Origin of the sequence: Streptomyces sp. NPDC059247, from assembly GCF_042754005.1 — a bacterium.
Classification (GTDB): Bacteria; Actinomycetota; Actinomycetes; order Streptomycetales; family Streptomycetaceae; genus Streptomyces.
This window is the reverse complement of the sequence record NZ_JBHYZW010000024.1, coordinates 1-25,836: the sequence shown is the minus strand read 5'-3', so window position 1 is coordinate 25,836 and position 25,836 is coordinate 1. Positions and strand designations below refer to the sequence as shown.

The 25,836-nt window shown below is 74.3% G+C and carries 22 protein-coding genes and 1 pseudogene; 17 read left to right on the top strand and 6 right to left on the bottom strand.

Features of this window, described 5'->3' with window-relative positions; genetic code table 11:
• Positions 1 to 17 precede the first annotated feature (17 nt).
• The 5 genes and pseudogenes from ACFXGN_RS28740 to ACFXGN_RS28720 form a co-directional block, all read right to left on the bottom strand.
• A pseudogene (locus ACFXGN_RS28740) lies at positions 18 to 854 on the bottom strand (SDR family NAD(P)-dependent oxidoreductase); the annotation flags it as partial.
• A gap of 383 nt (positions 855 to 1,237) precedes the next feature.
• Positions 1,238 to 2,296: a 3-oxoacyl-ACP synthase III family protein gene (locus ACFXGN_RS28735; RefSeq protein ID WP_384864716.1), complete on the bottom strand. Its 1,059-nt coding sequence runs from the start codon at positions 2,294 to 2,296 to the stop codon at positions 1,238 to 1,240.
• Positions 2,293 to 4,260, bottom strand: coding sequence for an acyl-CoA dehydrogenase (locus ACFXGN_RS28730; RefSeq protein WP_384864714.1), 1,968 nt, complete (start codon positions 4,258 to 4,260; stop codon positions 2,293 to 2,295). The genes ACFXGN_RS28735 and ACFXGN_RS28730 overlap by 4 nt, the downstream gene beginning before the upstream one ends.
• Before the next feature lie 2 nt (positions 4,261 to 4,262).
• Positions 4,263 to 5,450: an acyltransferase domain-containing protein gene (locus tag ACFXGN_RS28725; protein ID WP_384864713.1), complete on the bottom strand. Its 1,188-nt coding sequence runs from the start codon at positions 5,448 to 5,450 to the stop codon at positions 4,263 to 4,265.
• A 231-nt stretch (positions 5,451 to 5,681) separates the two neighbouring features.
• Positions 5,682 to 7,064: a hypothetical protein gene (locus tag ACFXGN_RS28720; RefSeq protein ID WP_384864711.1), complete on the bottom strand. Its 1,383-nt coding sequence runs from the start codon at positions 7,062 to 7,064 to the stop codon at positions 5,682 to 5,684.
• A gap of 388 nt (positions 7,065 to 7,452) precedes the next feature.
• Here ACFXGN_RS28720 and ACFXGN_RS28715 point away from each other — a divergent pair, with 388 nt between their 5' ends.
• The 13 genes from ACFXGN_RS28715 to ACFXGN_RS28655 all read left to right on the top strand — a co-directional run bounded on the left by ACFXGN_RS28715 (position 7,453) and on the right by ACFXGN_RS28655 (position 20,888).
• Entirely contained in the window at positions 7,453 to 8,709 is a 1,257-nt protein-coding gene (locus tag ACFXGN_RS28715; protein ID WP_384864709.1) for a DUF6421 family protein, read from the top strand.
• Positions 8,702 to 9,811, top strand: coding sequence for a branched-chain amino acid aminotransferase (locus ACFXGN_RS28710; RefSeq protein ID WP_384864707.1), 1,110 nt, complete (start codon positions 8,702 to 8,704; stop codon positions 9,809 to 9,811). The genes ACFXGN_RS28715 and ACFXGN_RS28710 overlap by 8 nt, the downstream gene beginning before the upstream one ends.
• Positions 9,808 to 10,386, top strand: coding sequence for a bacilysin biosynthesis protein BacA (locus ACFXGN_RS28705; protein ID WP_384864705.1), 579 nt, complete (start codon positions 9,808 to 9,810; stop codon positions 10,384 to 10,386). Before ACFXGN_RS28710 ends, ACFXGN_RS28705 begins: the two co-directional genes overlap by 4 nt.
• Complete coding sequence (locus ACFXGN_RS28700; protein ID WP_384864703.1) at positions 10,386 to 11,642, top strand: MFS transporter; 1,257 nt, start codon at positions 10,386 to 10,388, stop codon at positions 11,640 to 11,642. The genes ACFXGN_RS28705 and ACFXGN_RS28700 overlap by 1 nt, the downstream gene beginning before the upstream one ends.
• The gene (locus ACFXGN_RS28695) at positions 11,627 to 12,766 is read left to right on the top strand and encodes a GNAT family N-acetyltransferase (protein ID WP_384864701.1); all 1,140 of its coding nucleotides are present in this window, start codon (positions 11,627 to 11,629) and stop codon (positions 12,764 to 12,766) included. Before ACFXGN_RS28700 ends, ACFXGN_RS28695 begins: the two co-directional genes overlap by 16 nt.
• Positions 12,760 to 13,998 carry an acetyl-CoA carboxylase biotin carboxylase subunit family protein gene (locus tag ACFXGN_RS28690; RefSeq protein WP_384864699.1) on the top strand — a complete coding sequence of 413 codons (1,239 nt, stop codon included), beginning with the start codon at positions 12,760 to 12,762 and terminating at the stop codon, positions 13,996 to 13,998. The genes ACFXGN_RS28695 and ACFXGN_RS28690 overlap by 7 nt, the downstream gene beginning before the upstream one ends.
• Positions 13,995 to 15,080, top strand: coding sequence for an aminotransferase class IV (locus ACFXGN_RS28685; RefSeq protein ID WP_384864698.1), 1,086 nt, complete (start codon positions 13,995 to 13,997; stop codon positions 15,078 to 15,080). Before ACFXGN_RS28690 ends, ACFXGN_RS28685 begins: the two co-directional genes overlap by 4 nt.
• Positions 15,081 to 15,149: 69 nt before the next feature.
• Positions 15,150 to 15,443: a ferredoxin family protein gene (locus ACFXGN_RS28680; protein ID WP_351784079.1), complete on the top strand. Its 294-nt coding sequence runs from the start codon at positions 15,150 to 15,152 to the stop codon at positions 15,441 to 15,443.
• A gap of 22 nt (positions 15,444 to 15,465) precedes the next feature.
• Complete coding sequence (locus tag ACFXGN_RS28675) at positions 15,466 to 17,013, top strand: coproporphyrinogen-III oxidase family protein (RefSeq protein ID WP_384864696.1); 1,548 nt, start codon at positions 15,466 to 15,468, stop codon at positions 17,011 to 17,013.
• 7 nt (positions 17,014 to 17,020) lie between these two features.
• A complete protein-coding gene (locus tag ACFXGN_RS28670) occupies positions 17,021 to 17,302 on the top strand; it encodes an acyl carrier protein (protein ID WP_384864695.1) in 282 nt (93 codons plus the stop codon).
• Positions 17,303 to 17,351: 49 nt separating this feature from the next.
• Positions 17,352 to 17,927, top strand: coding sequence for an RBBP9/YdeN family alpha/beta hydrolase (locus ACFXGN_RS28665; protein ID WP_384864693.1), 576 nt, complete (start codon positions 17,352 to 17,354; stop codon positions 17,925 to 17,927).
• Positions 17,924 to 19,501 carry an amino acid adenylation domain-containing protein gene (locus ACFXGN_RS28660; protein ID WP_384864691.1) on the top strand — a complete coding sequence of 526 codons (1,578 nt, stop codon included), beginning with the start codon at positions 17,924 to 17,926 and terminating at the stop codon, positions 19,499 to 19,501. The genes ACFXGN_RS28665 and ACFXGN_RS28660 overlap by 4 nt, the downstream gene beginning before the upstream one ends.
• 13 nt (positions 19,502 to 19,514) lie before the next feature.
• Positions 19,515 to 20,888 (top strand): S8 family serine peptidase, encoded by a 1,374-nt coding sequence (locus tag ACFXGN_RS28655; RefSeq protein WP_384864689.1) that lies wholly within the window; start codon positions 19,515 to 19,517, stop codon positions 20,886 to 20,888.
• Between the two features lie 119 nt (positions 20,889 to 21,007).
• Here ACFXGN_RS28655 and ACFXGN_RS28650 read toward each other — a convergent pair whose 3' ends face one another.
• Positions 21,008 to 22,093 (bottom strand): branched-chain amino acid aminotransferase, encoded by a 1,086-nt coding sequence (locus tag ACFXGN_RS28650; RefSeq protein WP_384864688.1) that lies wholly within the window; start codon positions 22,091 to 22,093, stop codon positions 21,008 to 21,010.
• 115 nt (positions 22,094 to 22,208) lie between these two features.
• Here ACFXGN_RS28650 and acpS point away from each other — a divergent pair, with 115 nt between their 5' ends.
• The 4 genes from acpS (at position 22,209) to ACFXGN_RS28630 (ending at position 25,722) form a co-directional block, all read left to right on the top strand.
• Positions 22,209 to 22,706 carry a holo-ACP synthase gene (gene acpS, locus ACFXGN_RS28645; protein ID WP_384864686.1) on the top strand — a complete coding sequence of 166 codons (498 nt, stop codon included), beginning with the start codon at positions 22,209 to 22,211 and terminating at the stop codon, positions 22,704 to 22,706.
• A 151-nt stretch (positions 22,707 to 22,857) separates the two neighbouring features.
• A complete protein-coding gene (locus ACFXGN_RS28640; RefSeq protein WP_384864684.1) occupies positions 22,858 to 23,067 on the top strand; it encodes a hypothetical protein in 210 nt (69 codons plus the stop codon).
• A gap of 472 nt (positions 23,068 to 23,539) precedes the next feature.
• A complete protein-coding gene (locus tag ACFXGN_RS28635) occupies positions 23,540 to 24,511 on the top strand; it encodes an endonuclease/exonuclease/phosphatase family protein (RefSeq protein ID WP_384864683.1) in 972 nt (323 codons plus the stop codon).
• 188 nt (positions 24,512 to 24,699) lie between these two features.
• Positions 24,700 to 25,722, top strand: a complete 1,023-nt coding sequence (locus ACFXGN_RS28630) for a LacI family DNA-binding transcriptional regulator (protein WP_384864681.1) — start codon at positions 24,700 to 24,702, stop codon at positions 25,720 to 25,722.
• The last annotated feature ends 114 nt before the right edge of the window (positions 25,723 to 25,836 follow it).

Below are 25,836 nucleotides of genomic sequence, written 5' to 3'. Positions count from 1 at the left end.
GGCGGCCGGGGGCGGGGTCACGGCGCGGCGAAGGGGGACGGGGGCTTCGGGATGCCCGCGAGGCCCCCGTCGGCCAGGGAGAGTCCGCCGTCCAGGACGAGGGCGTGACCGGTGAGGTACGAGGAGGCGGGCGAGGCGAGGAAGAGGGTGGCGGCGGCCACTTCGTCCGGGTGGGCCCAGCGGCCGAGCGGCACATGGGCGAGGAGCCAGTCGCTGAGCGGGCCGCTGGTGTGGGCGAAGGAGGTCATGTCGGTGCGGGTCCAGCCGGGGCACAGGGCGTTGACGCGGATGCCGGTACGGGCCCAGGCGGCGGCGAGGGTGCGGGCGAGGGACACCTGCGCGGCCTTGGAGGCGGCGTAGGCCTCCAGGAGGGGGGCCGCGATGACTCCGGCGACCGAGGACATCAGGACGAGGGAGGCGCGCGGGGACTCGGCGAGCACGGGGTGGGCGGCCCGGCACAGTTCGGCGGTGGCGTGGAGGTTGACGCCGATGACCTGTTCCCAGCCGTGCCGGTCGCTCTCGGTGAAGGGGGCGACGACCGGGGTCACGCCGTCGTCGGCGGTCGGCAGGACGCCCGCGTTGTGGACGACGACGTCGAGCCCGCCGAGCGCGGCGGCGGCAGCGTCGACGAGGGCGCGGGCGGTGCCGGGCACGCCGAGGTCTCCGGCGAGGAGGACGGCCTTGCGCCCGCGGGCCTCGACGGCGGCGGCCGTCGCCGCCAGCGCCTCGGTGCTCCGGGCGGCGAGGGCGACGTCGCAGCCCGCGTCGGCCAGCGCCACGGCACACGCGCGGCCGATGCCCCGGGAGGCGCCGGTGACGAGGGCACGGGCACCGTCGAGCCGGAAGGCCCCGAGGAGTCCGGGCGCGAGGGAGACGGTGGCCGGAGCGGTGGGTTCGGCGGGGGCCGCGGCGGAGGCGAGGGAAGGGGCGACGGAGACGGTCGGCGAACCGATGGTGTCGCCGGGCGGAGCGGCGAGGACGGCGGGCGCGTCGACGGGAGCGGCGGGGCCAGTAGGACCGGTGGGGCTGGTGGGACCGGTGGGACCGGTGGGGCTGGTGGGACCGGTGGACGAACCGGAGGGTACGACGGGGACGGTGGACGAACCGGCCGGGGCGGCGGGGACGGCGAGGATGGCGGGGACGGCGGGAGCGGCGGACGGGCCGCCGGGGTCCTCGCCCGGCGCGGTCGGGGAGGTGGCGGGGAGGGACGGGGCGGTGGGCGTGGTCGGCGTCGTGTTCACGGGGTGGTCCTGTCCTTCGTCGGGAGGGTGGGGGTGGCGGCGGGGCGGCTCCAGCGCAGGAGCGCGCTGCCCCAGGTCATGCCCGCGCCGAAGACGGTGACGAGGGCGAGGTCGCCGGGGGCGAGGAGACCGCGCGCGTCGGCGGCGGCCAGGGCGTAGGGGGCGCTCGCGGCGCCGATGTTGCCCGCCTCGTCGCCGACGACGACCAGCCGGTCGGGGCCGAGGCCCAGTTCCTCGCCGAGCCCGCGCAGGAGGACCGGGTTGGGCTGGTGGGCGATGATCCGGTCGAGGTCGCCGAGCCGGAGCCCGTTGCGGTCGAGGGCCTCGTGGACGAGGCGGGGGAAGGTCGCGCGGATGAAGCGGCTGATCTCCCGGCCGTCCATGTGGATGCGGTGCCCGCCGTCGGCGAGGCTCCGGACGTCGGCGGGCCGCCTGCTCCCGCCTGCCGGGATGAGGACCAGGTCCGCGAGAGTGCCGTCGCTGCCGAGCCGGAAGTCGGAGAATCCGCCGGGCGGCGGGACGGGGCCGAGGACGGCGGCGGCGGCGCCGTCCGCGAAGAGGACGGAGGTGCCCCGGTCGGCGGGGTCGAGGAACTTCGAGTACGTCTCCACGCCGACCACGGCCGCGTATCCGGGCGGGCTCTCCTGCCGCAGCCAGTCGTGCGCGACCTTCGCCGCGAACAGCCAGCCGGAGCAGGCGGCCGAGACGTCCAGCGCCACGGCCGCCGAGGCGCCGACGAGGCCCTGGACGCGGCAGCCGGTCGACGGGCCGAGTTCGTCGGGGGTGGAGGTGGCGCAGACGAGGAGGCCGAGCTGTCCCGCGTCGATCCCGGCCGACGCGAGGGCGCGCCGGACCGCGACGGCGGCCAGGTCCGACGAGGCTTCGTCGGGGGCGGCGACGTGCCGCTCGCGGACGCCGGTGCGGTCCCTGATCCAGGCCGCGGAGACCCCGGTGGCGGCGGCGACCTGGTCGTTGGTGCGGACGGTCGGGGGCAGGTGGCTGCCGGTGCCGAGGACGCCGATGGCGGGTCCCGGCGGCGGTGCGGGGATGTTCATGAGGGGTCCTCGGGGAGAAAGGCTCCGGTGGGGTGCGCGGCGGGCGGACGGACGCCGAGGCCGGAGCACACGATGTCGTCGGGGAAGGAGAACAGCCCTTCCAGGAGCGGGAGATGGGGCAGCAGCCGGTCGCAGAGCCGGTCGGTCTCCGCCGCGACCGGTACGAGGGCGGCCGGGGCGAGGGTCCCGTGGGTGAGGAGCTCCCCGGCCCTGCGGCGGGCCGCGCGCAGGGCCGCGAGGGTGCCGAGGTCTTCGAGGGCGTCACGGAGCGGGGGGCCGACGTCGGTGAGGAAGCGGTTCCCGGCCCGTACGACGTCCTCGGCGGCGAGCCGGGCCGCGTGCGTCTCGCCCAGTTCGCCCGCGAGGTCGAGCAGCGGGTTCCACCTCTCGAAGTCGTCGAGATGGCGGCGGGTGCGCAGGGCGCCGCGCAGCCCGTCCGCGAGGGCGGTCTCGTGGGCCCGCAGGACCGTCGGCCACCAGGAGGGGTCGGTCGGGTCCGTGGGGCGCGGCGCGGGTGCCCGGCGGGCGGCCCCCGGCTCGTACGACCGGTACGGCTCGGGCACGTAAGGCCCGTGGTGCTCGTACGGCTCGGGCACGTACGGCCCATGGTGCTCGTACGGCTCCTGCGGCTCGGTGGCGAGGGTGCGGCCGAGGTCGTACAGGATGAGCTGGCTGTCGCCGCCCGCCGGGTCGAAGGCGTGCAGGAAACCCCGGTACCCGGCCAGCCTGTTGGCGTCGACGAGCCCGTGGTGGCCGCAGCGCCGCTGGCACCCGGCGACGACGCGTTCCGCCTCGCGCACGGAGTGCGCCTTGTAGGCGGACAGGTCCCGGCTGACGGCCGTCCACGGGGCGAACCCCATGGCGTCGGTGGCGCGGCCCGTCGGTCCCCCGGGGGCGTCGAGCAGCTCCTGGAGCAGTTCCCGGGCGCGGGCCGCCGCGCAGCCGAGGGCGTACGAGTCCGCCAACGCGCCGAGCAGGGCGCGCTGTTGGCTTCGGTGGGAGAACAGCGGCGCGCCGGAGGCGGGCCTGGCGAGGGTGGCCCTGCGGCGGGAGTGTCGCAGGGCGAGCACCGTGGACTGGCGGGCGAGCGCGGCGGCGGCGGACGGCAGGGTGCCCCACAGGTCGCGCCCCACGTGCAGGGAGCGCTGGAGGCGGGCGTCCGGGGAGCCGAGGGGGTCGGCCGGGGTCCCGTCGGTGTCCAGGGAGGCGGTGTCGCGGAGCCAGTGGCCGACCGGGACGCGCACCCCGTGGAGGGAGACCTTGCGCAGGGTGAGGGGCAGGGCGCCGACCTCGACCGGCGCCGACCACTCCACCCCCGGGCGGGGGCCGTCGGCGTCGGCGAGTTCCACCAGGAACGGGAAGACCCCGCCCTCCCGGCCGCCCGCCTCGACGCGGGCGAGGACCACGGCGAGGCGGCGCTCCGGGGCGTCCGGGACCCCGGCGAACTTGGCGGCGGCGGGATCGGGCGTGTCCAGGACGAACTGTCCGCGTTCCGGGTCGTGGACGGCGCGGGTCATCGCCCCCAGATGACTGTTGGCCCGTCCGGTCTCGGTGATCAGGTAGCTGCCCCTGGCGTCTCCCCGGTCCAACGCGTCGAGCGCCTCGCGGACTTCGGGCGTGCCGGTCGTCCCGGGGGCGAGCCGGACGAGGGAGCCGGAGCAGAGCACGGTGTGGGTGACGAGGTTCATGGCGAGGCGCGGGTCGGCGACGGCCGTCCAGGCGAGGGCGGCGGCGAGGGCGTCGGCGGAGGTGAGGAGCGTACGGGCGGGCGGCAGCGCCCGCAGGAGGGAGCGGAGCCGGTCACCGAGGTACGGGTCGCGTTCCTCGGGCCGGACGGCGATCCGGTACGGGTGCCGGGCCAGGGCCTCATGGACGGTACGGAGGAAGCCGGGCGGGCAGTCGCCGTGCAGGAGCAGTCGGGCGCCGGACCGGGCGGTGCACGGGGGCAGGGGCGTGAGGGTCATGGTCACTCCGGGAGGAGAGGGAGGGGCGTGGCGGCGCGGACCGGCCGGACGAGCGGCGGTGGCGGCCGGATGCCGGAGGGCCCGCCGGGGGCGGGACCGTCGACCGGGCCGTCTCCCGGGAGGCCGAGGGCGAAGACCCCCTCACCCGAGGAACCGCCGGGGCCGGAGCCCGAGCCGGGACCGGCACCGGAGCCGAGGCCCGAGCCGGGACCGGGACCAAGGCCCGAGCCGGGACCGGGGCCGGGGGCCGTCCCCGGCTCGGGCTCCGGGGCCTCCCCGAGGCCCCCGGACACCGTGAGGTCTTCCGGCAGGACGCGGCGGGCCGCGCGGGTCAGGGTCGTGCCGGGGCCCGCCTCGCGGAAGGTGTCGTGGCCCGTGGCGCGGGCGAGCCGCAGTACGGCGGGGAGGTGCGCGGGGCGGACCAGGCAGTCCGCGAGGCGGCGGGGCAGGTCCTCGCCGGGGCGGTACGCGCGGCCCGCGACCGCCGAGAGGACAGGGAGCAGGGGCCGACGCGGCAACCGGGCGCGGACGGCCGCGTGGAACCGGTCCGCCTGTGCGGTGAGTGCCGGGTGGTGGGCGCTGAACGGCAGCCTGAGCCGTACGGCTCCGATCCCGGCGGCGGTCGCCCGCGCCTCCAGCCGGGCCAGTTCCCGCAGCGGCCCCGCGACGACGGTCTCCTCGGGGTGGTTGACGCACGCCACGGCGAGGGCGCCGGTGTCCACCGGGGCGATGAGCACGGCGGCGGTGGCCTCGTCGCAGACCAGCAGGGTCAGCCCGCCCGGGGCGGTGGCCAGGACGCGGGCGAGCACATGGGCGAGCCCGGCCCCCTCGCGGACGGTGAGGGCTCCGGCGGCGGTGAGGGCCGCGATCTCCCCGAAGCTCACGCCGAGCACCGCGTCCGGGCGGCCGTACCGGTGGACGAGTGCGGTGTGGACGCTCATCGAGGCGCCGAACAGGGCGAGTTGTCCGGTGCCCACGGGCGCTTCGGCCAACTCCCGGGCGTCCGGCGGGGTCCGGCCCAGCAGCCAGGGCCGCAGTGCGGGCACACCCCGCCGGGTGTGGTCCCGGTCGACGGCGGCGAAGGTCGCCTCGGCCGCCGCGCGCAGCACCTCGTCCCGTGCGAGCGCCGCCGTGAACTCCCGTACCGGGAAGTCTCCCTGGCCCGGGAACATGTGGACCGTTCTCGCCATGTCTTCCCCCGTGGACACCGTCGTCCTCCGCGTCCACCGGTCGTGCGGACGCCTGGTACCACGGTCGCGCCGGGGACGGGGCCCGGGACAGGGCCGTCGGGCGGGATCGGGGTGAGAACGGCGGGATGCTGAAAGCGGAGGGAGGACCCCCGCCGGGGGCGTCCGCCGACGAGCCCGGGGCGGGGGCCCGGGGGCTCCGGGGGCGGTGTCCGGCGGGCCCGGGGCGGGGGCTCAGGGGCCCGCGCGGCGGGTCGTGACGGATCGTCTCACGGTGTCACTCGGGCCCAGTCCCCGCAAGGCGCACAGCAGTTGCTCGGCGAGCGGGCGCGGGGCGTGGACGGTCTCGACGACGCCGACGGCTCCGGCGGCGCGCAGCCAGCCGGGGTCCAGGTCGTGGACGGACGTCACCGTGCGGACGGGGGTGCCGGGCGGTGCCCAGGAGGCGACCTCGGCGGCCTCGGGGTCGTCGGGGCGGGCGGCGACCAGCAGGAGGTCCACGAGCGCGGCGACGCAGCGCACGGTGTCGCGCCGGTCGTCGGCCTCGTAGCAGTAGGAGCGGGGGGCCTGGGGCACGACGTGCCCGAAGCGGGCGCGGAGGGTCTCCCCGACGGCGAGGGCGGGCCGCAGGGCCTGACCGGGGACGAGGGCGAACCCGACCCGACGCGGATCGGGCACGGGGGTGGCCGCAGGGTCCGGCGCGGAGAGCACGACCCCGGGGCGGGCCCGCTCCCCGCCGGACGCGCGGCCCGGGTCGGTCCGGCCGTCCGCCGCCGACCCGGTCTCCCCCCGCCGGACCTCGCCGCCCGCCCTTCCCCCCTCCGGGCCCTCCGCTTCTTCCGCGCCCTCCCTCAGCCGCTGCGCCGCGATCGTCCGGAGGGGCGCGGCGAGGACCACGTGTTCGCCCTGGCGGGTGAGGCGGGCGAGTTCGTCGGCGGTGGCCCGGTGGCGTTCGCAGACGGCGTCCACGACGGTGACGCCGGGTGCGGCGGCGCGGTCCGCCGGGGACGGCGGCAGGGGGCCCACGACCATCAGGTCCCCCGGGCGGGCCGGGCCCGCGTCCGCCGTCCGCCGGGCGCCGAGGTGGCGGAGTTCGTCGGTCACCGTCAGACCGCAGCCCTCGGATCCGGCGACGACGGTACGGCCGCCGGGCGGGCGCCCGGCCCGCTGGACGGCGGCGAGGAGGCCCCGGGCACCCGTGCACAGGGCACCCGTCTCGGTGGTGACGAGCAGGCGGGTGCGCAGGGCGGCCGTCCACTCCTCGACGATTCGCCGGGCGGCGGCGACGGCGGCGTGGTCCGCCGGGTCGGCGAGCGCGGCGAATCCGAGCCGGAGCCCGGTGCCGAGTTCGTACGAGACGGCCCAGCCGGTGCTGCGGACGGGTGCGTCGGCGGACGGTCCCGGGCTTCCGGGGGAATCCTCGGCGAACGCCTGGGCGCGCATCTCGCGGGGCGTCGCTTTCCAGCCGTTCCGTGCCGCGCTTCCGGCGAGCAGGCCGGTCTCCGCGCAGGTGACGCGCTCGCGCGGGCCGTGGGAAAAGCGGAGGGGAATGAGGATCTCGCCCGGCCCGCACTCCTCCGCCGAAACGATACGACCGACCATGCGAGTTCTGTTCACCGCGCGCCTCTTTCCCTTTCGGCCCGTTGTGGTGAATCCCTATCAGTCGGATTGACGCGCAACAAATTTCCTGCACCCAAGCGGGCGAGAGAATTCAGGTCATTCCTGTATTAATTCCAGAGTTTCCGTGCGACCGGCCGGTGCGGCCGGTCGCACTCTCCCGGGCCGCTTTCCGTGAGCGTCCTCCGGGCGGGTCGTGTCCGGGTGCCCCGGCGCGGCCGACCGAGGGGAGGCTGACGTCCGGGCGGCCTCCGGCGCTCCGGCGCGCGTCGCCGCGCCCGGCGCATCGCCGCAGGTCGAGCAGATGACGTCCCGATCTTCAGACTGCCATTGTTAGGAGCGGAGTTGGGATGTTAGCGTCCCTGGCGACCGGCGGTGTTCGACGCCGGTGGGACGAGCGGAGCCCTCGGGTTCCGTACTGGGGAGCGTCGCCGTGGGGGGTGGAGTGGGTCCGCGAAGCATTGCCGAACTCCTGGTTTTCGAGCGTCGGGTCGTCCCTGTCGTGGACCGTCTGCGCGAGGTCAGGAGCGGTGGAGGAGACGGCGATCCACGGGTCGTCCTTGAGGAGTTGCGCACGGCTGTCCGCGGGCTCTCGGGACTTATGCCGGAGCGTCAGATATCGGCGACGCTCGACGACTTGGCGCGCTGGGGCGAGTCGGGGTGCGAGGGCGTCCCGGATTTCGACGCCACCCGGGACTCGGTGCCCGCGCCCGAGGACGGTGAACCGGCCGCGTACGTGGGGCCGGTGATCCTGCCCAACAGCGACCGGCACGAGGTGCGCATCGAGGCCTTCTCGGTGGTCCGGCAGGACCCGGACTGCACTCCGTACCTCCAGGACACCTATCCGCACCCGAAGGCCGTCTTCCAGTCGACCCGGCTGCTCTCGGCCTCGCGGGGTCTGCGGGAGGGCAACTGCGTGGTGTTCTTCCCGGAGAACATCCCGTCGGCGACCCGCTGTACGCACCAGAACTTCGCCTGGTTCTTCTTCGACCGGCACGTGGACATCTGGGCCCAGACGCTGGCGATCACCGAGCGGCTGTGCGGCCCGTCGCCGTTCGCCGGGGAGACCGGGCTCGTCTCCCCCTGCATCGACCCCGAGGACGTCTACCAGGCCAGGTGCGTCTGGGGGTACATGCACGACTACTTCCACCACACCGGCCCCCGGCCGCTCGACCAGCACCTGGCGCTGAAGACGAAGTGGCGGCCCGGCCTCCTGGAGGAGCTCAAGGTCGACATGAAGACGGCCATCGCCTGTTTCGAGGAGGACGTGCCGTACGGCCCGGTCGTCCTCGAATACGTCTTCCTGGAGCGGCTGTTCCGCTATCCGGCGCAGCCCGAGCCGCTGCGCAACTTCGACTCCGGCACCGGGTTCGCGCTCGGCACCTGGCTGGCGGCGCACGGGCTGTTCACCGTGGACGGCTCCGGGCGGCGGGCCCTCGGGCCGAAGGCGGAGATCGTGGAGTGCGTCCGTGAACTCGTGCGTCTGATCGAGGAGATCGAGACCGTCGAGGACGACGAGGCCTACCGGACGCGGGCCGTCGACTTCCTGTACGGGACGCTGCTGCGCAGGCCCGAGTCGAAGCCGGACCGCTACGGCGGTCCGCTGGCACCGATCGGACTGTGGGGTTCCGAGGTACATGTCTGAGACAGCGCCGCCCGGCCCTGACCGCGTGCTCCGTGATCCCGGTTTCTGCCGTCACCCCACCGGCCGGGTCGCGGTCGTGGAGTGGGAGGCCGGAACCGGCTGGTCCGAGCCGAGGATCGAGCCGTACGGGAACCTGGCCCTGGACCCGGCGACGCTGGGACTCCACTACGGGCAGGCCGTCTTCGAGGGCATGAAGGCCTTCCGGGGCGCGGACGGGTCGGTCTCCCTGTTCCGGGCGGCGGACCACGGCCGTCGCCTCGGGCTCTCGGCGGCGCGGCTCGCGATGCCCGAGATGCCGGTGGACCTGTACGTACGGGCGTGTGCGGAGCTGGTCGCGGCGGAGGAACGGTGGGTGCCGGGCGGCTACGGGCAGAGCCTGTACCTGCGTCCGCTGCTGCTCGCCACCGAGGCCGAGATGGGGCTGCGGCCCTCGCGGAGCTGTCGGTGCGTCGTCCTTCCCTATCCCGCCGACCCCTGTTTCGGGAGCGGCTTCCGGCCGCTGTCGGTGACCGTGGCGTCGGACGCGGTCCGCGCGGTGCGCGGCGGGACGGGCGAGTCGAAGTGCGCGGGGAACTACGCGGCCAGCCTCCTCACCAGGACGGCGGCGCAGGCCGCCGGGTACGACGAGGCGCTGTGGCTGGACGGTCTGGAGCGCCGCTGGGTCGAGGAACTCAGCACCATGAACGTCTTCTTCGTCCGGGACGACGGGGACGGGCCCCGGCTGACGACCCCGCCGTGCGACGGCACGATCGTCCGGGGCATCACCCGGGACTCGCTGCTGGCCCTGGCCGGGGACCTCGGGCTCCCGGCCGCGGAGGAGCCCACGGCGATCGACAGCGTGCGGGACGGGCTGCGCTCCGGGCGGCTCACCGAGGTCTTCGCCTCGGGGACGGCGGGCGTGGTCGTGGCGGTCGGCAGGCTCGGCCTCGACGGCGGGGACCTGCTCGTCGGCGACGGCGCGGAGGGCCCGGTGACCCGGCGGCTGCGGACCGCGCTCCTCGACGTCCAGCACGCACGTACACCTGACACGCACGGCTGGCTGCTGCCGGTCACCGGCGGCGCCGGAGCGAGGGCCATCGAAGGCGGGGGACGACACGCATGAACGACAGCACGGGACGCGGGACGGGCCGTGGCGCGACGCTTCCGGCGGTGACCACGATCCACACCCTGGGCCCCACCGGGACCAATCTGGAGAAGGCCGCGCACCACTGGTTCGCCGAGCGGGGCGTCGACGGGAAGGTGCTGCTGCACGCGGAGGTGGAGGACGGGCTCGACGTCATGGGCTTCGACGGCACCGAGGCCATCCTCGCGTGCGCCGTCTACCCCCGGCTGCACGACCTGGTCTTCCAGAACCTGCACCGTCTGGAGATGGCCGACAGCTTCCTCCTGGACACCCATGACATGGTCCTCGCGGGCCGGGCGGACGGCACCGGGATCCGCACGATCGTGTCGCACCCGGCGCCCAGTTGCCTGGTCGAGGGCCGGGGCGCGGTGTCCCTGGCGAGCAGCAACTCGCGGGCCGCCGCCCTCTGCGCGGCCGGTGAGTTCGACGCCTGTGTGACCACGGGCCCCTCCGCGCGGGCGGAGGGGCTGCGGGTGCTGGAGAACTTCGGGCCGGTGCCGATGGTGTTCACGCTCCATGTGGGCAGGCGCGGCCCCTCGGAAGGGGCGGTGTGATGGCCGGTACGGCGAAGGAGCCGGCGCCGTCGGCGGGCCGCCGGGGGCTGCCCGTCGCGTTCCGGGCGCTGCGGGTCAGCGAGGCGGTGTCCTCGGCCGGTTCGCAGCTGACCCTGGTGGCGCTGCCCGTCCTCGCCGCCGCCGGTCTGGACGCCTCTCCGTCGCAGATCGCGCTGCTCAGCGGGGCGCAGTTCGTCCCGGTGCTGCTCGTCACCCCGTTCGCGGGGCGGCTCGCGGACCTGCGGGACCGGGCGCCGCTGCTGTACGCCGCGCACTTCGCGCGGGCGGTGGTGCTGCTCCTGGTGGTGGGGCTCTCCGCGGCGGCGTGGCTGGACTACACGACGCTGTTCGCCGCCGCGATGCTGCTCGGCGCGTTCACCGCGCTCTTCGACACCGCGCTCCTCGCGTACGTCCCCGACACCGTGGACACCGAGGACCTGACCCGTGCCAACGGGCAGTTGGCGGCGGTCAACGCGGTCTCGCAGACGGCGGGTCCGGCCGTCGGCGGTCTGGTCGTGTCGGGGCTGGGCCCCGGTCTGGCCCTGGCCCTGGACTCCGTGTCGTACCTGTTCGGCGGGGCGGCGCTGCGGGCCCGTCGGCAGCCCTCGCGGAGCCGGGCGACCCGGGAGAACGCGTCGATCCGCGCCGGGTTCGCCGCCGTCGCGGCGTCCGATCCGCTGCGTCGGCTGGTGGCGGCGGGCTCCCTGTTCAATCTGGCCGAACAGGTCGCCCTGAGCGTGCTGTTCATCGCCGTGGTGCAGGAGGCCGAGCATTCGGTCACCTTCCTGGGCATCGGGTTCAGCGCGGCGGGGGTCGGCAGTGTGCTCGGCGCCAGGGCCAGCGCGCGGTACGGCGGCGGGAACGGCGCCCGGTCGTGGGTGTGGGCCCTGCTCGTGTCCCAGGCGGCGCTGCTCGCGGCGCTGTGGGCGCTGGACCTCGGCACCTGGGGTGCGGCGGCCTTCCTGGCGAGCATGACGGTGTACGGCGCCGCCATGGCGTTCTACAACGTGCATTCGCTGACGCGGCGTCAACTGGTGTCGCCCGAGGGGATGCTGGGACGGGTGAACGCGGTGTACCGCACCTTCGCCTTCGGGACGATCCCGCTCGGCGCGGGCGCCGCCGCCCTCCTGCTGCTGTTCACGACGGCGGCGGTGGCGGCCAGCCTGGTGGCGGTGCTGAGCGTCGTCGCCACCTGGGTCCTGGCCCGGGGCACGTACACGACCGAGAGGCAGGACGAGGCATGGACGACTCCCTGACGCCCTTCACGGTGGGCGAGCTGGACCGCCTCGACCCCTCGGGGACCGGTGTGCCGTGGCTGGACGAGGCCGGTTTCTACACCTCCCGGCGCTGGACCGCCTCCCAGGAGGGCGACCGGGGTTTCGTCACGGCGTATCTGGCGGGCCGGGACGCGGCGAGCGGCCGGACCAGCGCCCTGGTGCCCTTCCACACGGCGTCCGGCGGCGACAGCAACCCGCTCTACAACGAGTCCACCCTGCTCGGGCACGCCCCCGAGGTGCAGGTGCTGGCCGGTTCGCGGACCGGCTACGACAACCGGGTGCTGCTGAGCCCCGCGCTGTCCCGCGAGGACCGCGCCGGGCTGCTCGGCTCCCTGTGCGGGCGGCTGCTCGACCGGGCCGAGGAGCACGGCGCGGGGCACGTCTCCTGGTGGTACCTGCCCGAGGCGGAGACCCGGGAGCTGGCCTCGCTGCCCGGGTTCGCGACGGTCGCCGCGCCCTGTCCTCCGACGGCCGTGGTCCTGCCGCGCGGCGCGGACTTCGACGCGCACGTGGCGGCGCTGCCCTCGTCCCGGCGTTCGCTGGTGCGGCGCGATCTGAGACGGCTCGCCAAGGGGGGCTACCGGTCGCGGACCGTGGTCGCCGACCCGGCGGAGCTGGAGCGGTACGCGCCGCTGGTCGTCCAGGTGCAGGCCCGGCACGGCGAGGAGCTGAGCGAGGAGGGCGCGGTGCGCTATCTGCTGCGCTGTCTGAGCGTCGGCGGCGCGGAGGTGGTCGTCACCGAGGTGCTGGACGGGCGGGACCGGCTCGCCGCCTTCGCCCTGGGCATCGTCCACGGCCGGACCCTGCACATGCGGGTCTTCGGCTGCGACTACGCCGCCGGGCACGGCGAGGCCGGGGAGTACTTCGAGGCGACCGTGTACGGTCCGCTGCGGCTCGCTCTCGACCGGGGTCTCGACGCCGTGCACCTCGGTGTCACCTCGTACCGGGCGAAGTCCCTGCGCGGCGCCGAACTGCGGGCGCGCCGCACCCTGTTCATGTCCCGCACCGGCCGTCCGCTGCCCGTTCCCGCGCCCGACTGGGCGTTCCTCGGGGACGACGAGCGGTTCGTCGCCGGGGTCTCGTCGGAGGTCCTGCCGTGCTGATCGTGGTCCAGCCCCTGTCGGCGGGTGTCCGGCTCGCCGCCCGGGTGGTGGCGTCGGGGACGCCCTGTCTGATCCCCACCCAGTTCCCCGAGCTGCTGCCGCCGGAGGTCGCGGCGGGCGCGACCGTCGTCGACTGGAGTCCCGAGCGGGGCGTGGCGGAGCTGCTGCGGATCGTCGGGGAGTGCGGGGAGCGGCCGACCGGGGTCGTCGCGGGCTTCGAGTACGTGGTGCCGGAGAGCGCCGCCCTGGCGCGGGCGCTCGGGCTTCCGGCGCTGGGCGCGGAGGCGGCGGAGGCGGTGCGGCAGAAGGACGTGATGCGCCGCTGGTGCGCGGAGCGCGGGGTGGCGTTCCCCCGTTCGGTGCTGGTGGAGCAGGGGGTGCCGGGGCCGTGTCCGCTGCCGTTCCCGGTGGTGGTGAAGCCCGTCGACTGCGGCGGGAGCCTGATGGTGAGCCTCTGCCGGGACGAGGAGGAGTACGCGGCGGCGTGCGCCGTGGTGCACGGGCCGGGCGAGGTGAGGTTCCATCCGAACCCCCGGCGGGCCGCGCTCGTGGAGGAGTACGTGGAGGGGCCGGAGTTCTCCTTGGACGGCTGGGTGGACGCGGCGGGGCCGCATCTGGCGAGCGTCACCACGAAGTTCCTGTCGGCGGAGCCCGACTTCTTCGAGACGGGGCACATCGCGACCGCTCCGGAGCGCTCGCCGTACGGCGTGGCCCTGGAGGAGTTCGCCCGGCGGGTGGTGGAGGCGTTCGAGCTGACGGTGGGGCCCTTCCACATCGAGACGCGGATCGACCGCGCCGGGCGGCCGGTGCTGATCGAGGTCGGCGCGCGGCTCGCCGGAGACAACATTCCCGAGCTGGTGCTCGCGGGTCCCGGGGTGGACCTGTGCGCGGCGGCGGTGGACGCGGCCCGTGGGCTGCGGCACGATCCCGGTCCACTGTCGCCGGTGAGCGCGGGCCTCGCGTTCGTGACGACCCGGCGGGCGGGGCCGTACGCGGGGACGCTGAGCGGTACCGGTCCGTTCACCGGGGCGGGTGAGTTCCGGGAGCTGGTCCCGGAGGCGGAGCCGGGCACGGTGCTCGATCCGGGCGACATCTTCCGCAACCGGGTCGCCCGGCTGCATTTCGAGGGAGCCCTCGACCAGGTCGAGCGTCTCGTCGCCTCGGTCATCTCAGAGGTCGAGGCCGACGTCGAGGGCGTCGGTCTCCAGGACAAGGAAGGTGTCCACGCATGAGCAACGAACTGGTGGTCACACCCACCGCCACCCCCCGTCCGAGGCCGGAGGCGGACGGTCCCGTCGCCCCGGTCCTCACCGATCACGCCTTCTTCATGCGGACGGGCAAGCGCCGCACCTGGCAGGGGCTCACCGTGGCCGACCGGGACGCGATCCCGGCGCTGCGGCCCACCGCGGGCGCGGTCCTGGCCGGTCAGACGGTGGTGGACACGTTCACCGCGTACCGTACGGCGGACGGCCCGATCGCCGTGTTCCGGCCGGACAGCCACCTCAAGCGGCTGAACAACGGCGCCCGCAGGCTGGCCCTGCCGCAGGTCGACTTCGACCGGGTGTGGACGGCGGTCCGCGCCCTGGTGGAGCTGGACCGGGAGTGGATCCCGGCGGGTCCCGGCGGGGCGCTGCGGCTGCGCGCGGTCCTCGCCGCCGACGGTACGGGGCTCACGCCGGGACCGGCGGACGCCTGTCTGTTCTACGTCCTGGCGTCCGTCGCCGACCCGGCGGCGGCGGGGCGGCCGGTCCGCGCGATGACCCTCGACGGTTACGTCCGGGCCTGGCCCGGCGGCACCGGCGACGTCAACGACGCCGGTTCGCTCGCGGCGTCGGTGGTGCCGGGCGAGGTCGCGGCGAACTACGGCTACGACCACGTGCTGTGGCTCGACGGGCCGCAGGGCCGTTTCGTGCAGCAGATCGGGAGCCTCAACGCCTTCTTCGTGATCGACGGGGTCCTGACCACACCGGCGCTGGACCGCACGGTGCTGCCCGGGGTGACCCGCGACTCCGTCGTCAAGCTGGCGCGGGACGCGGGCACCCGGGTCGTCGAGCGGCCGGTGGAGCTGGCCGAGGTGCTGAAGGGCATCGCGGACGGCACGGTCACCGAGTGCTTCGCCACCGGCGGCGGGGCGGGGATCGCGCCGGTGACGTCGCTGGGCCACCGGGGCGAGGAGCACCGGTTCGCCGCCGGGGAGACCGGTCCGGTGACGGCCCGGTTCCAGGGGCTGCTCGACGGCGTCCACCGGGGCGAGACCGTCGACCGCTTCGGGTGGATGCGCCGGCTGACCGAGGTCGCGCCGGTCCACGCGTGAGGGCGTCACACCCCCTGTGACACGAACCGCGGCGGGAACGCCGGGAACGAGACCGCGGAGGTACCGAGAATGGCGTACGTCGTCACCGACGAGTGCATCGGCTGCAAGTACACGGACTGTGTGGACGTCTGCCCCGTGAGCTGTTTCCACGAGGGCCCCGAGATGCTCTACATCGACCCCGAGGAGTGCATCGACTGCAACGCGTGCGTCGCCGAGTGCCCGCCCGAGGCCATCTGGGCGGACGTCGACCTGCCGGAGGAGAAGCTCCAGTGGATCGAGATCAACGGAGAGAAGAGCGCCCAGTACCCGGTTCTCCTCAAGAGCCGGGGTCCCCACGGGGAGCCCTCCAGCCAGCCTTCCTGATCAGAGAGTGGGAGCCGAGGCCATGACGACCCCTGTCGAGAATCCCTTCATGCTCGGGCTCGACTCGAACTTCTATCTGAAGGACGAGTTCGAGAGCCCCGAGAAGCGCACCAATGTCACCTGGTTCTACCCCAAGATCTGCGCCTTCCAGGACGCCCTCGACGACGAGGCGGAGAAGGCCGAGTACTTCTCGTTCCTGGACCGGCAGTCCCACCCGGAGCGGACGGACATCCTGCTCTACTTCCACATCCCGTTCTGCGAGGCGTTCTGCAACTTCTGCGCGTGCTTCAAGGAGTCCGCGGCGAAGTACCAGGGCGAACGGCAGAAGCGTTTCGTCCAGGCCATGGTGAAGGAGATCCAGCGCAACGCGCGCTCGAAGTACTTCCAGGGAACGAAGATCAAGTACGTCCAGTTCGGCGGCGGCACGCCCTCCGCGCTCGAACAGGACTCGATGGCCACCATCCTGGAGGCGGTGCACCGCGAGTTCGACCTCAGCGAGGTCGACGGCATCTCCCTGGAGGGCAGCCCGCTCGGGCTCTCCCAGGACGGCTACATCGAGATGCTGAAGTCGCTGGGCATCACCAGGATCTCCTTCGGCGTGCAGACCCTCGACGAGCAGATCCGGCGCAAGCTCACCATCAAGGCCACCGTCGAGCAGGTCCACCGCACGGCGGAGAACATCCGCAGGGCGGGCATCCGGACCTTCGCCCTGGACCTCATGTACAACCTGCCGGGCCAGGACGACGAGGTCCTCGGCCGGGACCTCCAGGGCATCTGCGCCGAGCTGCGCCCCAGCTTCGTGCAGACGTACCGGTTCAACCAGTGGGAGGGCACCCGGCTCGACCAGCAGATCCGGGCGGGCAAGGTCGCCGACGTGAAGCCGTCGGGGACCATCGAGCGCGAACAGTACCGGCAGATCAAGGACGGTCTCGCCGGGTACGGCTACGACAAGCAGCTCCTGATCAACTTCTTCACCCATCTCGACGACGCGGGCGAGATCGGCCTCAACCACGCCTGCGGCGGCAACGGTTACCGCGCCAGCTACACCCTGGGCATCGGCCCCGCCGCCGAGAACTACATGGGCGAGCGCAGCTACCGCAACCACACCGACGTGGACCGGTGGATGCGGGAGGTCGAGGAGGGGATCATCCCCATCGAGCAGGGCCGCATCTGCAGCGAGGACGAGGTCGAGAACCGCGTCATGGTCTTCTTCCCCGTCTTCGGCACGGTGCGGAAGGAGGACGTCGCCAACTTCGAGAAGTACCGCCGCGAGGTGGACTGGCTCGTCGAGGGCGGCTACGCGGTGGAGACCGACGAGGACCTGACGCTCACCGAGGTCGGCCGGGAGAACGCGGGCAACATCGCCTTCCTGTTCTACTCCGACGAGGAGAAGGCGCGGGCCCGCCGCACCATGTACCTCTCGCTCAAGAACAAGCGCAACCCCTTCCACCAGGACGCGCAGAACATACCCAGGACCCCGCTGTTCCTGCAGACCCGGCCGAAGACCGCGGACGAGACCACCCCGGCGAAGACGCCCGGCGAAGGTCCCGCCGCGCCCGAGAGGAGCTGAACCGAGGGTGAGCGACCGCAAGACCCGGGCGGACATCGAGGACGACCTGCGCGGGGTCATCGCCGAGATCTTCCCCCACCAGAAGGTCGAACTGACCTCGGACACGCCCCTGTTCAACGGCGGCCTCTCGCTGAACTCGACCCAGATGATCGAGCTGACGCTGGCCTTCGAGACGTTCTACGACATCGAGCTCGAACCCGAGCTGCTGACCGTCGAGAACTTCGCGACCCTGGGTTCGCTGTCCGAGCTGCTCGACGAGCTCCTGGACGACGAGGTGTCCCCTGTCTGAGATCTCCACGGCGGGAGCGGGGCCGCACCGGCCCCGCTCCCGGGCGGACGTGCGGATCGTCCTGATCCACGGGAACGCCGGAGCGAGCGTCGAGGGCATCTGGTTCCCCTATCTCAAGCGAGAGTTGGAGGCCCTCGGCCACCAGGTGGTGGCGCAGACCTTCCCCGACCCCATCAAGGGGCGGCTGCGGTTCTGGCTGCCGTACCTCACGGACGTCGTACGGCCGGACGAGAACACGGTGATCGTCGGGCACTCCTCCGGGGCGCTCGCCGCGTTCCGGTACGCGGAGACGGCGCCGCTACTCGGTACGTTCGCCGTGGCCGGGCACCACACCGACTGCGGCTACGAACTGGAGCGGCGCAGCGGGTTCTTCGACCGGCCGTGGGACTGGGACGCCATCCGCGCCAACCAGCGGTTCATCGCCCAGTTCCACTCCGAGGACGACCCGTGGGTGCCGCTGGCGGTCGCCGAGGAGCTGCACGGGCTGACCGGCAGCGACCTCACCGTCCTGAAGGGCATGGGCCACTTCGGCTCGTACGAGCAGCGGATGGACACCTTCCCGGAGCTGCTCGAAGCGATCCGCCTCCGGCTCGACTCCCCCCTCACCTGGCAGGAGGACCGATGAGCGGACGGGCGGAGGGCGGTGTGCCCGGGTACGCCGACGAGATCCTGGAAGCCCGGTCCACGAGCGACGCCACGGCGGTGGTGGCGCTGGACACCGGCGAGACGGTGTCGTACCGGACGCTCGCCCGGCGCACCGAGGCCCTGACCGGGCTCCTCGCGTCGCTGGGTGTCGGCAGGGGCTCGACCGTCGCCCTGGTGATGGACAAGTCGATCGCCTCGGTGACGGCGATGTGGGCGGCGCTGCGGCTCGGCGCCCGGTACGTGCCGGTGGACGAGTCGCTGCCCGCCGCCCGCGTCGCGCTGCTGCTCGACCGGTGCGAACCGACCGTCACCCTCGTCCATCCCGGCCACCGGGCGCTCCTCGACGGGGCGTCGGCGGGCCGGGTGGTGACCGTCGGGGACGGTCCCGGGGAGTGGGACCCGAGGGCCGAGTCCGCTCCGCGTCCGGTGGCCGACCCGGCCGGGCGCGACCCGGACGACGCCGCGTACGTGGTGTTCACCTCGGGTTCGACGGGCTCCCCCAAGGGGGTCGTGATCAGCCACCGGGCGCTGTGCGCCTTCCTCGCGGGGGCGCAGGAGACGGTCGGCTTCGAGGAGGGGATGCGCTTCCTCAATGTGGCGCCGCTGTTCTTCGACGCCTCCGTCGTGGACCTCTGGTCGACGTTCCTGGTCGGCGGGAGCGTGCATCTGCTGCCCCGGCTGCGGATGCCGACGCAGATCACCCGGGCGGTCGAGGAGTGGCGGATCACGGACACGCTGCTCGTCCCCTCGGTGATCCGGATGCTGGTGGGCCGCTTCAGCGACGCGGCCCGCCGCGACCTCGGCTCGCTGCGGCGGCTCTGGTTCGGCGGCGAGTCCTGCCCGGTGGCGGTGCTGCGCGCGTTCGCCGAGCGGGTGCCGGGGCTCACGTACGTCCACGGGTACGGGCCGACCGAGACCACGCACAGCGCGACGCTCTTCCTGGTGGACGACATCGCCGGGTACGAGGAGGAGTTCCTGCCGATCGGCGGGCCCCTGCCGTCGGTGGACGTGCTCGTGGTCGACGACGCCCTGCGGCCGGTGCCGGACGGGGCCACCGGGGAACTGCTCATCGGCGGGCCCCAGGTGATGACGGGGTACTGCGGGGAGCCCGGACGCACCTCCCGTGCCGTGGTGGAGCTGCCGGGGCCGGGCGGCGCCCGCTACTACCGCTCCGGTGACTACGTCCGCCGCCGCGCGGACGGCGCGCTCGTGTTCCTGGGCCGCCGCGACGACGCCCTGAAGATCAACGGGAACCTCGTCCACCTGTCGGAGGTCGAGGCGGCGACCCTCGCGGTGCCCGGGGTGGGCGACTGCTGCGCGGTGCCGGAGGACCATCCCCTGACGGGCCGGGCCATCACCCTCTTCGTCCTGGGCGGCGGCCCCGGTCCGGTCGGCGGGCCCCCCGGGGAGCCGGAGCTGCGCCGCGCCCTGGCCCTGCGGCTGCCCGACTACATGCTGCCCGCCCGGATCACCTTCCTCGGCGACGAGGACGTGAACCTGACCCCGTCCGGCAAGCTCGACCGGCGGCGCCTGCGGGCGCTCACGACCGGCTGAAGGGAAGGCACCCATGGTGGAGGAGGAGTTCGCCCGCTTCGAGGAGCGCGGCACCCTCACCGTCGTCCCCCGCTCGGCCGGCGGACGGCGGATCGGTTCCGACCCCGGGCAGCTCCTGCGCCACCCCGTGACGGAGTTCCTGCCGCCCCCGGGGGCCGTGGACCGGCTCGCCGACGCGTACGCCCGCGCGGGGCTGCTCGTCGAGGCCCGCACCGGCGCGGGACTGACCGTGTCCGGCGGGAACGCCCTGCTCGCGGAGGTCTTCGGCAGCACGGTCCGCCCGGTCCGCAACAAGTACATCCGGGGTTCCGTACGGTACGAGACCCGGGCCGCGGGCCCCCTGCGCTCCCGTGTCCTGCCGGAACTCGTCGACGACGTCCAGGTCCCCAGGTCCGGCTTCGAACTGGCGGTGAGCGCCACTCCCCCGCTCCCCCGCACCGACCGCTTCCTGCGGCTCCCCGAGGACGCGGTGCGGGTCGCGGGCGCCGGGCCGCTGCACGCCGCCGAGATCAGGGGCGAGGGCGTCCGGGTGGTGATGGTGGACACCGGGCTCTACGCGCATCCGCACCACCGGGCGCACGGCTACACGACGTCCGTGGTGCCCGCGCTGGCCGCCTTCGACCCCGCCGCCGACGAACGCGGCCACGGCACGGCCATGTCGGCGCTGCTGCTCGCGGTCGCGCCCCGGGCCGAGCTGACCATGGTGAAGATGGCGAACGAGGGCTTCTCGTTCCCGCTGGCGGCGTTCCAGCGGGCCGTGCAGCTGGCCCCCGACGTCATCTCGTGCAGCTGGGGCACCCTGCGCGCCGAGCCGCAGCTGCATCTGGAGGTCGCCGACGCCGTCCGGCGGGGCATCACCGTCCTCTTCGCCGCGGGCAACGGCTCCACGGACCGGCCCTCCGCCATGTTCCAGTCGGTGGCCACGCCCGGCGCGCTCACCGTCGGCGGGGCGCACCTCTCCCCCGGGGGCGCGCTGCGCGCGGCCGACCTGGCGTCGAGCTACCGTTCCGCGGTGTTCCCCGGCCGGAGCGTGCCGGATCTGTCGGGGCCCTGCGGACTCCTTCCGCACGGCGACTACATCGTCTTCCCGACCCAGCCGGGCTGTCTCTTCGACCGGCGCAACAGCGCCTACGACGGGACCGCCCCGGACGACGGCTGGCTGGTGTCCAGCGGGACGTCGGGGGCGACGGCGTACGCGGCGGGCGTGGTGGCGCTGGCCGTGCAGCGGGGTGTCGGCGGGGGCCGCGCCCTGCGGGCGGAGGACCTGGCGGACGCGTGTCTGCCGGTCACCGAGGGGGTGACGTCCACCGGGGACGCCTGCGGGGGCACCTGCCCGAACGAGGCGGTGGGCCTGGGCCTGCTGACGGCGGGCGGGCGCGGAGCCTGACGGCTCCCGGGGCCGGTCCGCGAGCCCCTCGGGGGCCCTTCCGCGTGTCCGGGCCCGGCCCCGTCCCGTCCCGGACGGCCCGGGGCGGGGGGGGCCGCCGGACCGCCGGGGGCGGGGAATCAGACGAGGCGGTGCATCCAGCCGTGCGGGTCCTCCGCCCGGCCGAACTGGATGTCCACCAGACGGCGGCGCAGCCGCATGGTCACCGAGTCCTCGGCGTCCGTGTCCGGGGCGACGACCTCGCCGCCGTCCCACACCAGCCGTCCGACCGGAGTGACCACGGCGCCGGTGCCGCAGGCGAAGACCTCGCGGATCGCGCCGGTCCGCGCCCCTTCCTGCCACTCGGTGATCGGGACGGGCCGTTCCTCGACCTCCAGACCCGCCTCCTTGGCGAGGGCCAGGATCGAGGCGCGGGTGACGCCCTCCAGGATCGTGCCCAGTTCGGGGGTGACGAGCCTGCCGTCGTCGGTGACGAAGTACAGGTTCATCCCGCCGAGTTCCTCGACGTAGCGGCCCTCCGCCGCGTCGAGGAAGCAGACCTGGTCGCAGCCGTGCTCGGCGGCCTCCCGCATCGGGGCGAGGCTCGCCGCGTAGTTGCCGCCGCACTTGGCGGCGCCCGTGCCGCCGCGTCCGGCCCGGGTGTAGTCGGTGGAGAGCCAGATCGACACCGGCTTCACGCCGCCCGCGAAGTACGGGCCGACGGGCGAGGCGATCACCATGTACGTGACCTCGGCGGCGGGCCGCACGCCGAGGAAGGGCTCGGAGGCGAACATGAACGGGCGCAGGTAGAGGCTCTGTTCCTCACCGGTCGGCACCCAGTCACGGTCGGCCCTGACGAGTTCGGTGACCGATTCGAGGAACGCGGACAGCGGGAGTTCCGGCAGGGCGAGGCGCCGGGCCGAGCGGGCGAACCGCTCTCCGTTGGCCTCCGGACGGAAGGTCCGGACCGACCCGTCCGCGTGCCGGTAGGCCTTCATCCCCTCGAAGATCTCCTGCGCGTAGTGCAGGACCGCCGCCGCCGGATGCATGGGGACGGGGGCGAACGGGACCACGGCCGCGTCGCCCCAGCCGTCGTCCGCCGTCCACACGGCGCGGGCCATGTGATCGGTGAAGTACTGGCCGAACTTGGGGTCGGCCAGGATCTCGGCGCGCCGCTCGGGAGCGGTGGGGCGGGGGTGGGGCTGAAGCGTGAACCGCAGACTCATCGCGGGGACCCTCTCGGTCGGCGCTCGGTATCGGCGCGCGCGTGCTCCATCATGGGTGACGGCACGGCACCATATCGGCCGATCGCGCGGCGGAGCAAGAGAGTTGGATCTTGGCATGATGATCGGGTCGATGAGCGGCGGCGAGGCCGCGCGGAAGGTCGGCGGGAGTCTCGGGGAGAGCGGCCGGGACGTCGGGGAGGCGGCGGCACGGGCGGCCCGTGCCCTGATCGGCAGACGGGTCCTGAACGTGGGCACGGACCTGGTGGAGGTGGACGAGATGCGGGCCGTCCTGGAGCGTCAGCCGCGCTTCGCGGAGCGGGTGTTCACCGAGCAGGAACGCGCCTACTGCGGCGTCCCGGCGGACTGCGCCGAGCGGTACGCCGTACGGTTCGCCGCCAAGGAGGCGGTGCTCAAGGCGCTGGGGGTGGGCCTCAACGGTTCCGTGCTCACCGAGATCGAGGTGGTCCGCGACCCGTCCGGCAGCCCCTCGCTGCGGCTGACGGGCCGCGCCGCCGCGCTCGCGGAGGAGGCGGGGGTGCGGTCCTGGCTGATCACCCTCACCCATACCCGCACCCTGGCCCACGCCTTCGTGGCGGGACTGTACGAGGACTGACCCGGGAGCGGGCCGAGGCCCCGGCGACGCCGTCCCCGCTCCGGCCTCCGCCGGTCCCGCTGGGCCGTCACCCGGCACCGGCCCGGGGGCGCCGTCCGCGCGTACCCGGGCGTTCCCCGTGGCCGGAAGGAGTCCGTACGGCCCCGGGCCGGTGGCCGCGCGCAGCCGCCGCACCGGCCCGTACGACGGCTTGCCCGGCGTACGGGCCTCCGGCGCTCCCCCGCGCTCCCACGTCCCGGCGGTCGTCCACGGCGGGCAGCGCGCCGGGCCGTTCGCACCGCGCCCGCGCCCTGCGGTCCACGGCCGCCGCGTCCGCCCGGCCCTGGAGTCGGCGAAGGCCCCGGGCTCGGTCCAGGTCTGATTCAGGACACCCGCACTTTCCCCCACGGTTCCCCGCGCGTCGCCGACGGCGCCGGGATCGTGGACGGCGGCCGGTCGGCGTCACGGCGGAGGTGTGCGCCCGCCGGAGAACGGGCACCTTGGCTTCGAGCGGGACGGTCACGGCGGATCCTGGCACGGGGCACTGACGGCCCCTCAAGGGACCATCCGGACGGTCTGCCCCGGAAAGTCCGTAACGCATCGCTTCCTATGGCCGTACACCGCGTTGAGTCCGGCGTGGAGAGACGCGCAGCCGCACGGGGCATCGGCACCCCGCAACCACCACCCCGGCAGAGGGAACCGACCGGCCCTCCGCCGGACCCGCACGCCCGGTACCGGGCGGCCGTGCGCCCGCACGGCCCTTCGGCAGCCACCCCTCGGTACGGAGCACACCACGGCCCTCCATCGCCTTTCGGCCACCCCGAGAGCCCGTCACCGTCCCTAAGGAAGCCCCTGTGAGAAGTCTCAGAACGCTTGCCGCGGCGCTCGCGACCGCGGCGGCACTCCTCTTCACCACGCTCGCGTCCCCGACGCCCGCCGCCGCCGACACCGTGCCCGTCGACACTCCGCAGAGCCTGCGGTTCGTCACCTACAACATCTGCGGCCACTCCTGCCCCGAGGGCAAGGGTCCGGCCCCGGGCGGCTACAGCAACGCGCGACGGATCGCCGCCGTCGTCGCGGAGGCGTCCGGGCCCTGGAAGGCCGACCAGATCCATCTCCAGGAGGTCTGCCAGCAGCAGTACGACGAGCTCGGCGCCAAGCTCGCGCCCCTGGGGTTCAGCGGGAAGTTCGCCGCCACCGTCACCGGCAAGGCGACGGTCTGCGGCGGCCAGGCGTACGGCGTCGCCGTCTTCGTCAAGGGCACCGTCGTCCGGACGGCGACGATCGAGCTGACCCAGAGCAACGAGCGGGAACTCATCCGCGTCCCCTGCGTGCAGACCCTCTACCGGTCCAGGCTGAGCTGGGCCTGCTCCATCCACCTGTACTGGGACGACAACTCCCTGCGGGACGCCGAGGCCGCGGTCCTGCGCCGACAGGCCGAGAGCTGGGAGCGGGCCGGGACCCCGGTCGTCCTGGGCGGGGACTTCAACGGGTTCCCCGACGAGAACTTCATGGACGGCTTCTACCGTCCCGCGCTCGGCGGCGGCGCCCAGGGCGTCTTCGACGAGGCGGACCAGACCGACAACAACCCCCGCAACACCCCGGCGTGCCCGGCGGGCACCCGGCTCTGCCGTGGTGGCGAGCCGACGTTCAGGGGCCCCGGCTGCCCGCCCGTCACCGTGCCGGAGACCCTGACCGACTGCAAGATCGACTACATCTTCTTCAGCTCGCGCCACTTCCGGCACGTCGTCGGGGACTCCATGCCCCTCGACAACAGGGTGACCGACCATCACATGGTGCGCGGCGCGGCCGACTGGAACGGCTGACACCCCCTCCGTCACCCGACCGGTACGGCGGAGCCCTCCGTACGGTGGCACGACCCCACCGTACGGAGGGCTCCTCCGTACCCCGCCACACGATTCTGGGAGCGCTCTCAGCGGCCCAGGGGCGCGGATATCATCCCCGGGGGCGCGCACGTCCGCCCGCCACGCGACGCAGCCGAGGAGCGCCCGACTTGTCCGAGCAGACCACGGGGTCACGCCCCACGCTGGAAGCCGTCGCCGCGCGCGCGGGCGTGTCCCGCGCCACGGCCTCCCGGGTCGTGAACGGCGGCGCCGGTGTCCGCGCCCCGCTGGTCGAGAAGGTCCGCAGGGCCGTCGAGGAACTCGGCTACGTGCCCAACCACGCGGCGCGCACCCTGGTCACCCGGCGCAACGGCGCGGTGGCGGTGATCATCGCCGAGCCCGAGTTCCGGATCTTCTCCGACCCGTTCTTCGAGCAGCAGGTACGGGGCATCAGCCGTGAGCTCACCTCGTACGACGCCCAGTTGGTGCTGCTCTGGGCGGAGGGGCCGGGCGATCACGACCGGATCGCCCGCTATCTCGGCGGGGGGCACGTCGACGGGGCGCTCGCCTTCTCCCTGCACGAGGACGCGCTGCCCGGCGTGATCGACCGGGCCCGCGTGCCCGTGGTGCTCGGCGGGCGTCCGGCGCCGGGGACCGGTCCCGGGGTGCCGTTCGTCGACTGCGACAACCGTGGCGGCGCCCGGGAGGCGGTGCGGCATCTGCTGGGTCTCGGCCGCCGGAACATCGCGCACCTCTCGGGGCCCCGGGACCAGACGTCCGCCCTCGACCGTCTGCACGGCTACCACGACGTCCTCGCCGACGCCGATCCCGCCCTGCTGTGCCGGGGCGACTTCACCGAGGAGAGCGGTGCGCGCGCGATGGCGGAGCTGCTCGACCGGCGGCCGGACGTCGACGGGGTGTTCGTCGCCAACGACCTGATGGCGGCGGGGGCGTTGCTGACCCTGCGGGAGCGGGGGCTGCGGGTGCCGGAGGACGTGGCGGTGGTCGGTTTCGACGACATGGCGTCGGTGGTCGTCAGGACCGACCCGGCCCTGACGACGGTGCACCAGGACGTGGAGGGCATGGGCCGGCTGATGGTGCGGCTGCTGATGGGACTGCTCGACGGGACCGGTCCGGGCGTCCCCGCCTCCGTGATCACCCCCACGTCCCTGGTCCGTCGCGCCTCGGCCTGAGGGCACGAGCGCACGGGGGCGGGGGGGCCCCGGGGGGGGCCCCCCCGCCCCCCCCCCGGCCCCCCCCCCCCCCCGGGGGGGGGGGCGGGGGGGGAGAACAACCGGGGCCGGGGC

Excerpts from the sequence above, each read along its gene's own strand:
- ACFXGN_RS28735 (WP_384864716.1), bottom strand. The coding sequence starts at position 2,296 with ATGAACATCCCCGCACCGCCGCCGGGACCCGCCATCGGCGTCCTCGGC.
- ACFXGN_RS28730 (WP_384864714.1), bottom strand. The coding sequence starts at position 4,260 with ATGACCCTCACGCCCCTGCCCCCGTGCACCGCCCGGTCCGGCGCCCGA.
- ACFXGN_RS28725 (WP_384864713.1), bottom strand. The coding sequence starts at position 5,450 with ATGGCGAGAACGGTCCACATGTTCCCGGGCCAGGGAGACTTCCCGGTA.
- ACFXGN_RS28710 (WP_384864707.1), top strand. The coding sequence starts at position 8,702 with ATGTCTGAGACAGCGCCGCCCGGCCCTGACCGCGTGCTCCGTGATCCC.
- ACFXGN_RS28705 (WP_384864705.1), top strand. The coding sequence starts at position 9,808 with ATGAACGACAGCACGGGACGCGGGACGGGCCGTGGCGCGACGCTTCCG.
- ACFXGN_RS28700 (WP_384864703.1), top strand. The coding sequence starts at position 10,386 with ATGGCCGGTACGGCGAAGGAGCCGGCGCCGTCGGCGGGCCGCCGGGGG.
- ACFXGN_RS28695 (WP_384864701.1), top strand. The coding sequence starts at position 11,627 with ATGGACGACTCCCTGACGCCCTTCACGGTGGGCGAGCTGGACCGCCTC.
- ACFXGN_RS28685 (WP_384864698.1), top strand. The coding sequence starts at position 13,995 with ATGAGCAACGAACTGGTGGTCACACCCACCGCCACCCCCCGTCCGAGG.
- ACFXGN_RS28680 (WP_351784079.1), top strand. The coding sequence starts at position 15,150 with ATGGCGTACGTCGTCACCGACGAGTGCATCGGCTGCAAGTACACGGAC.
- ACFXGN_RS28675 (WP_384864696.1), top strand. The coding sequence starts at position 15,466 with ATGACGACCCCTGTCGAGAATCCCTTCATGCTCGGGCTCGACTCGAAC.
- ACFXGN_RS28660 (WP_384864691.1), top strand. The coding sequence starts at position 17,924 with ATGAGCGGACGGGCGGAGGGCGGTGTGCCCGGGTACGCCGACGAGATC.
- ACFXGN_RS28655 (WP_384864689.1), top strand. The coding sequence starts at position 19,515 with ATGGTGGAGGAGGAGTTCGCCCGCTTCGAGGAGCGCGGCACCCTCACC.
- ACFXGN_RS28650 (WP_384864688.1), bottom strand. The coding sequence starts at position 22,093 with ATGAGTCTGCGGTTCACGCTTCAGCCCCACCCCCGCCCCACCGCTCCC.
- acpS (WP_384864686.1), top strand. The coding sequence starts at position 22,209 with ATGATGATCGGGTCGATGAGCGGCGGCGAGGCCGCGCGGAAGGTCGGC.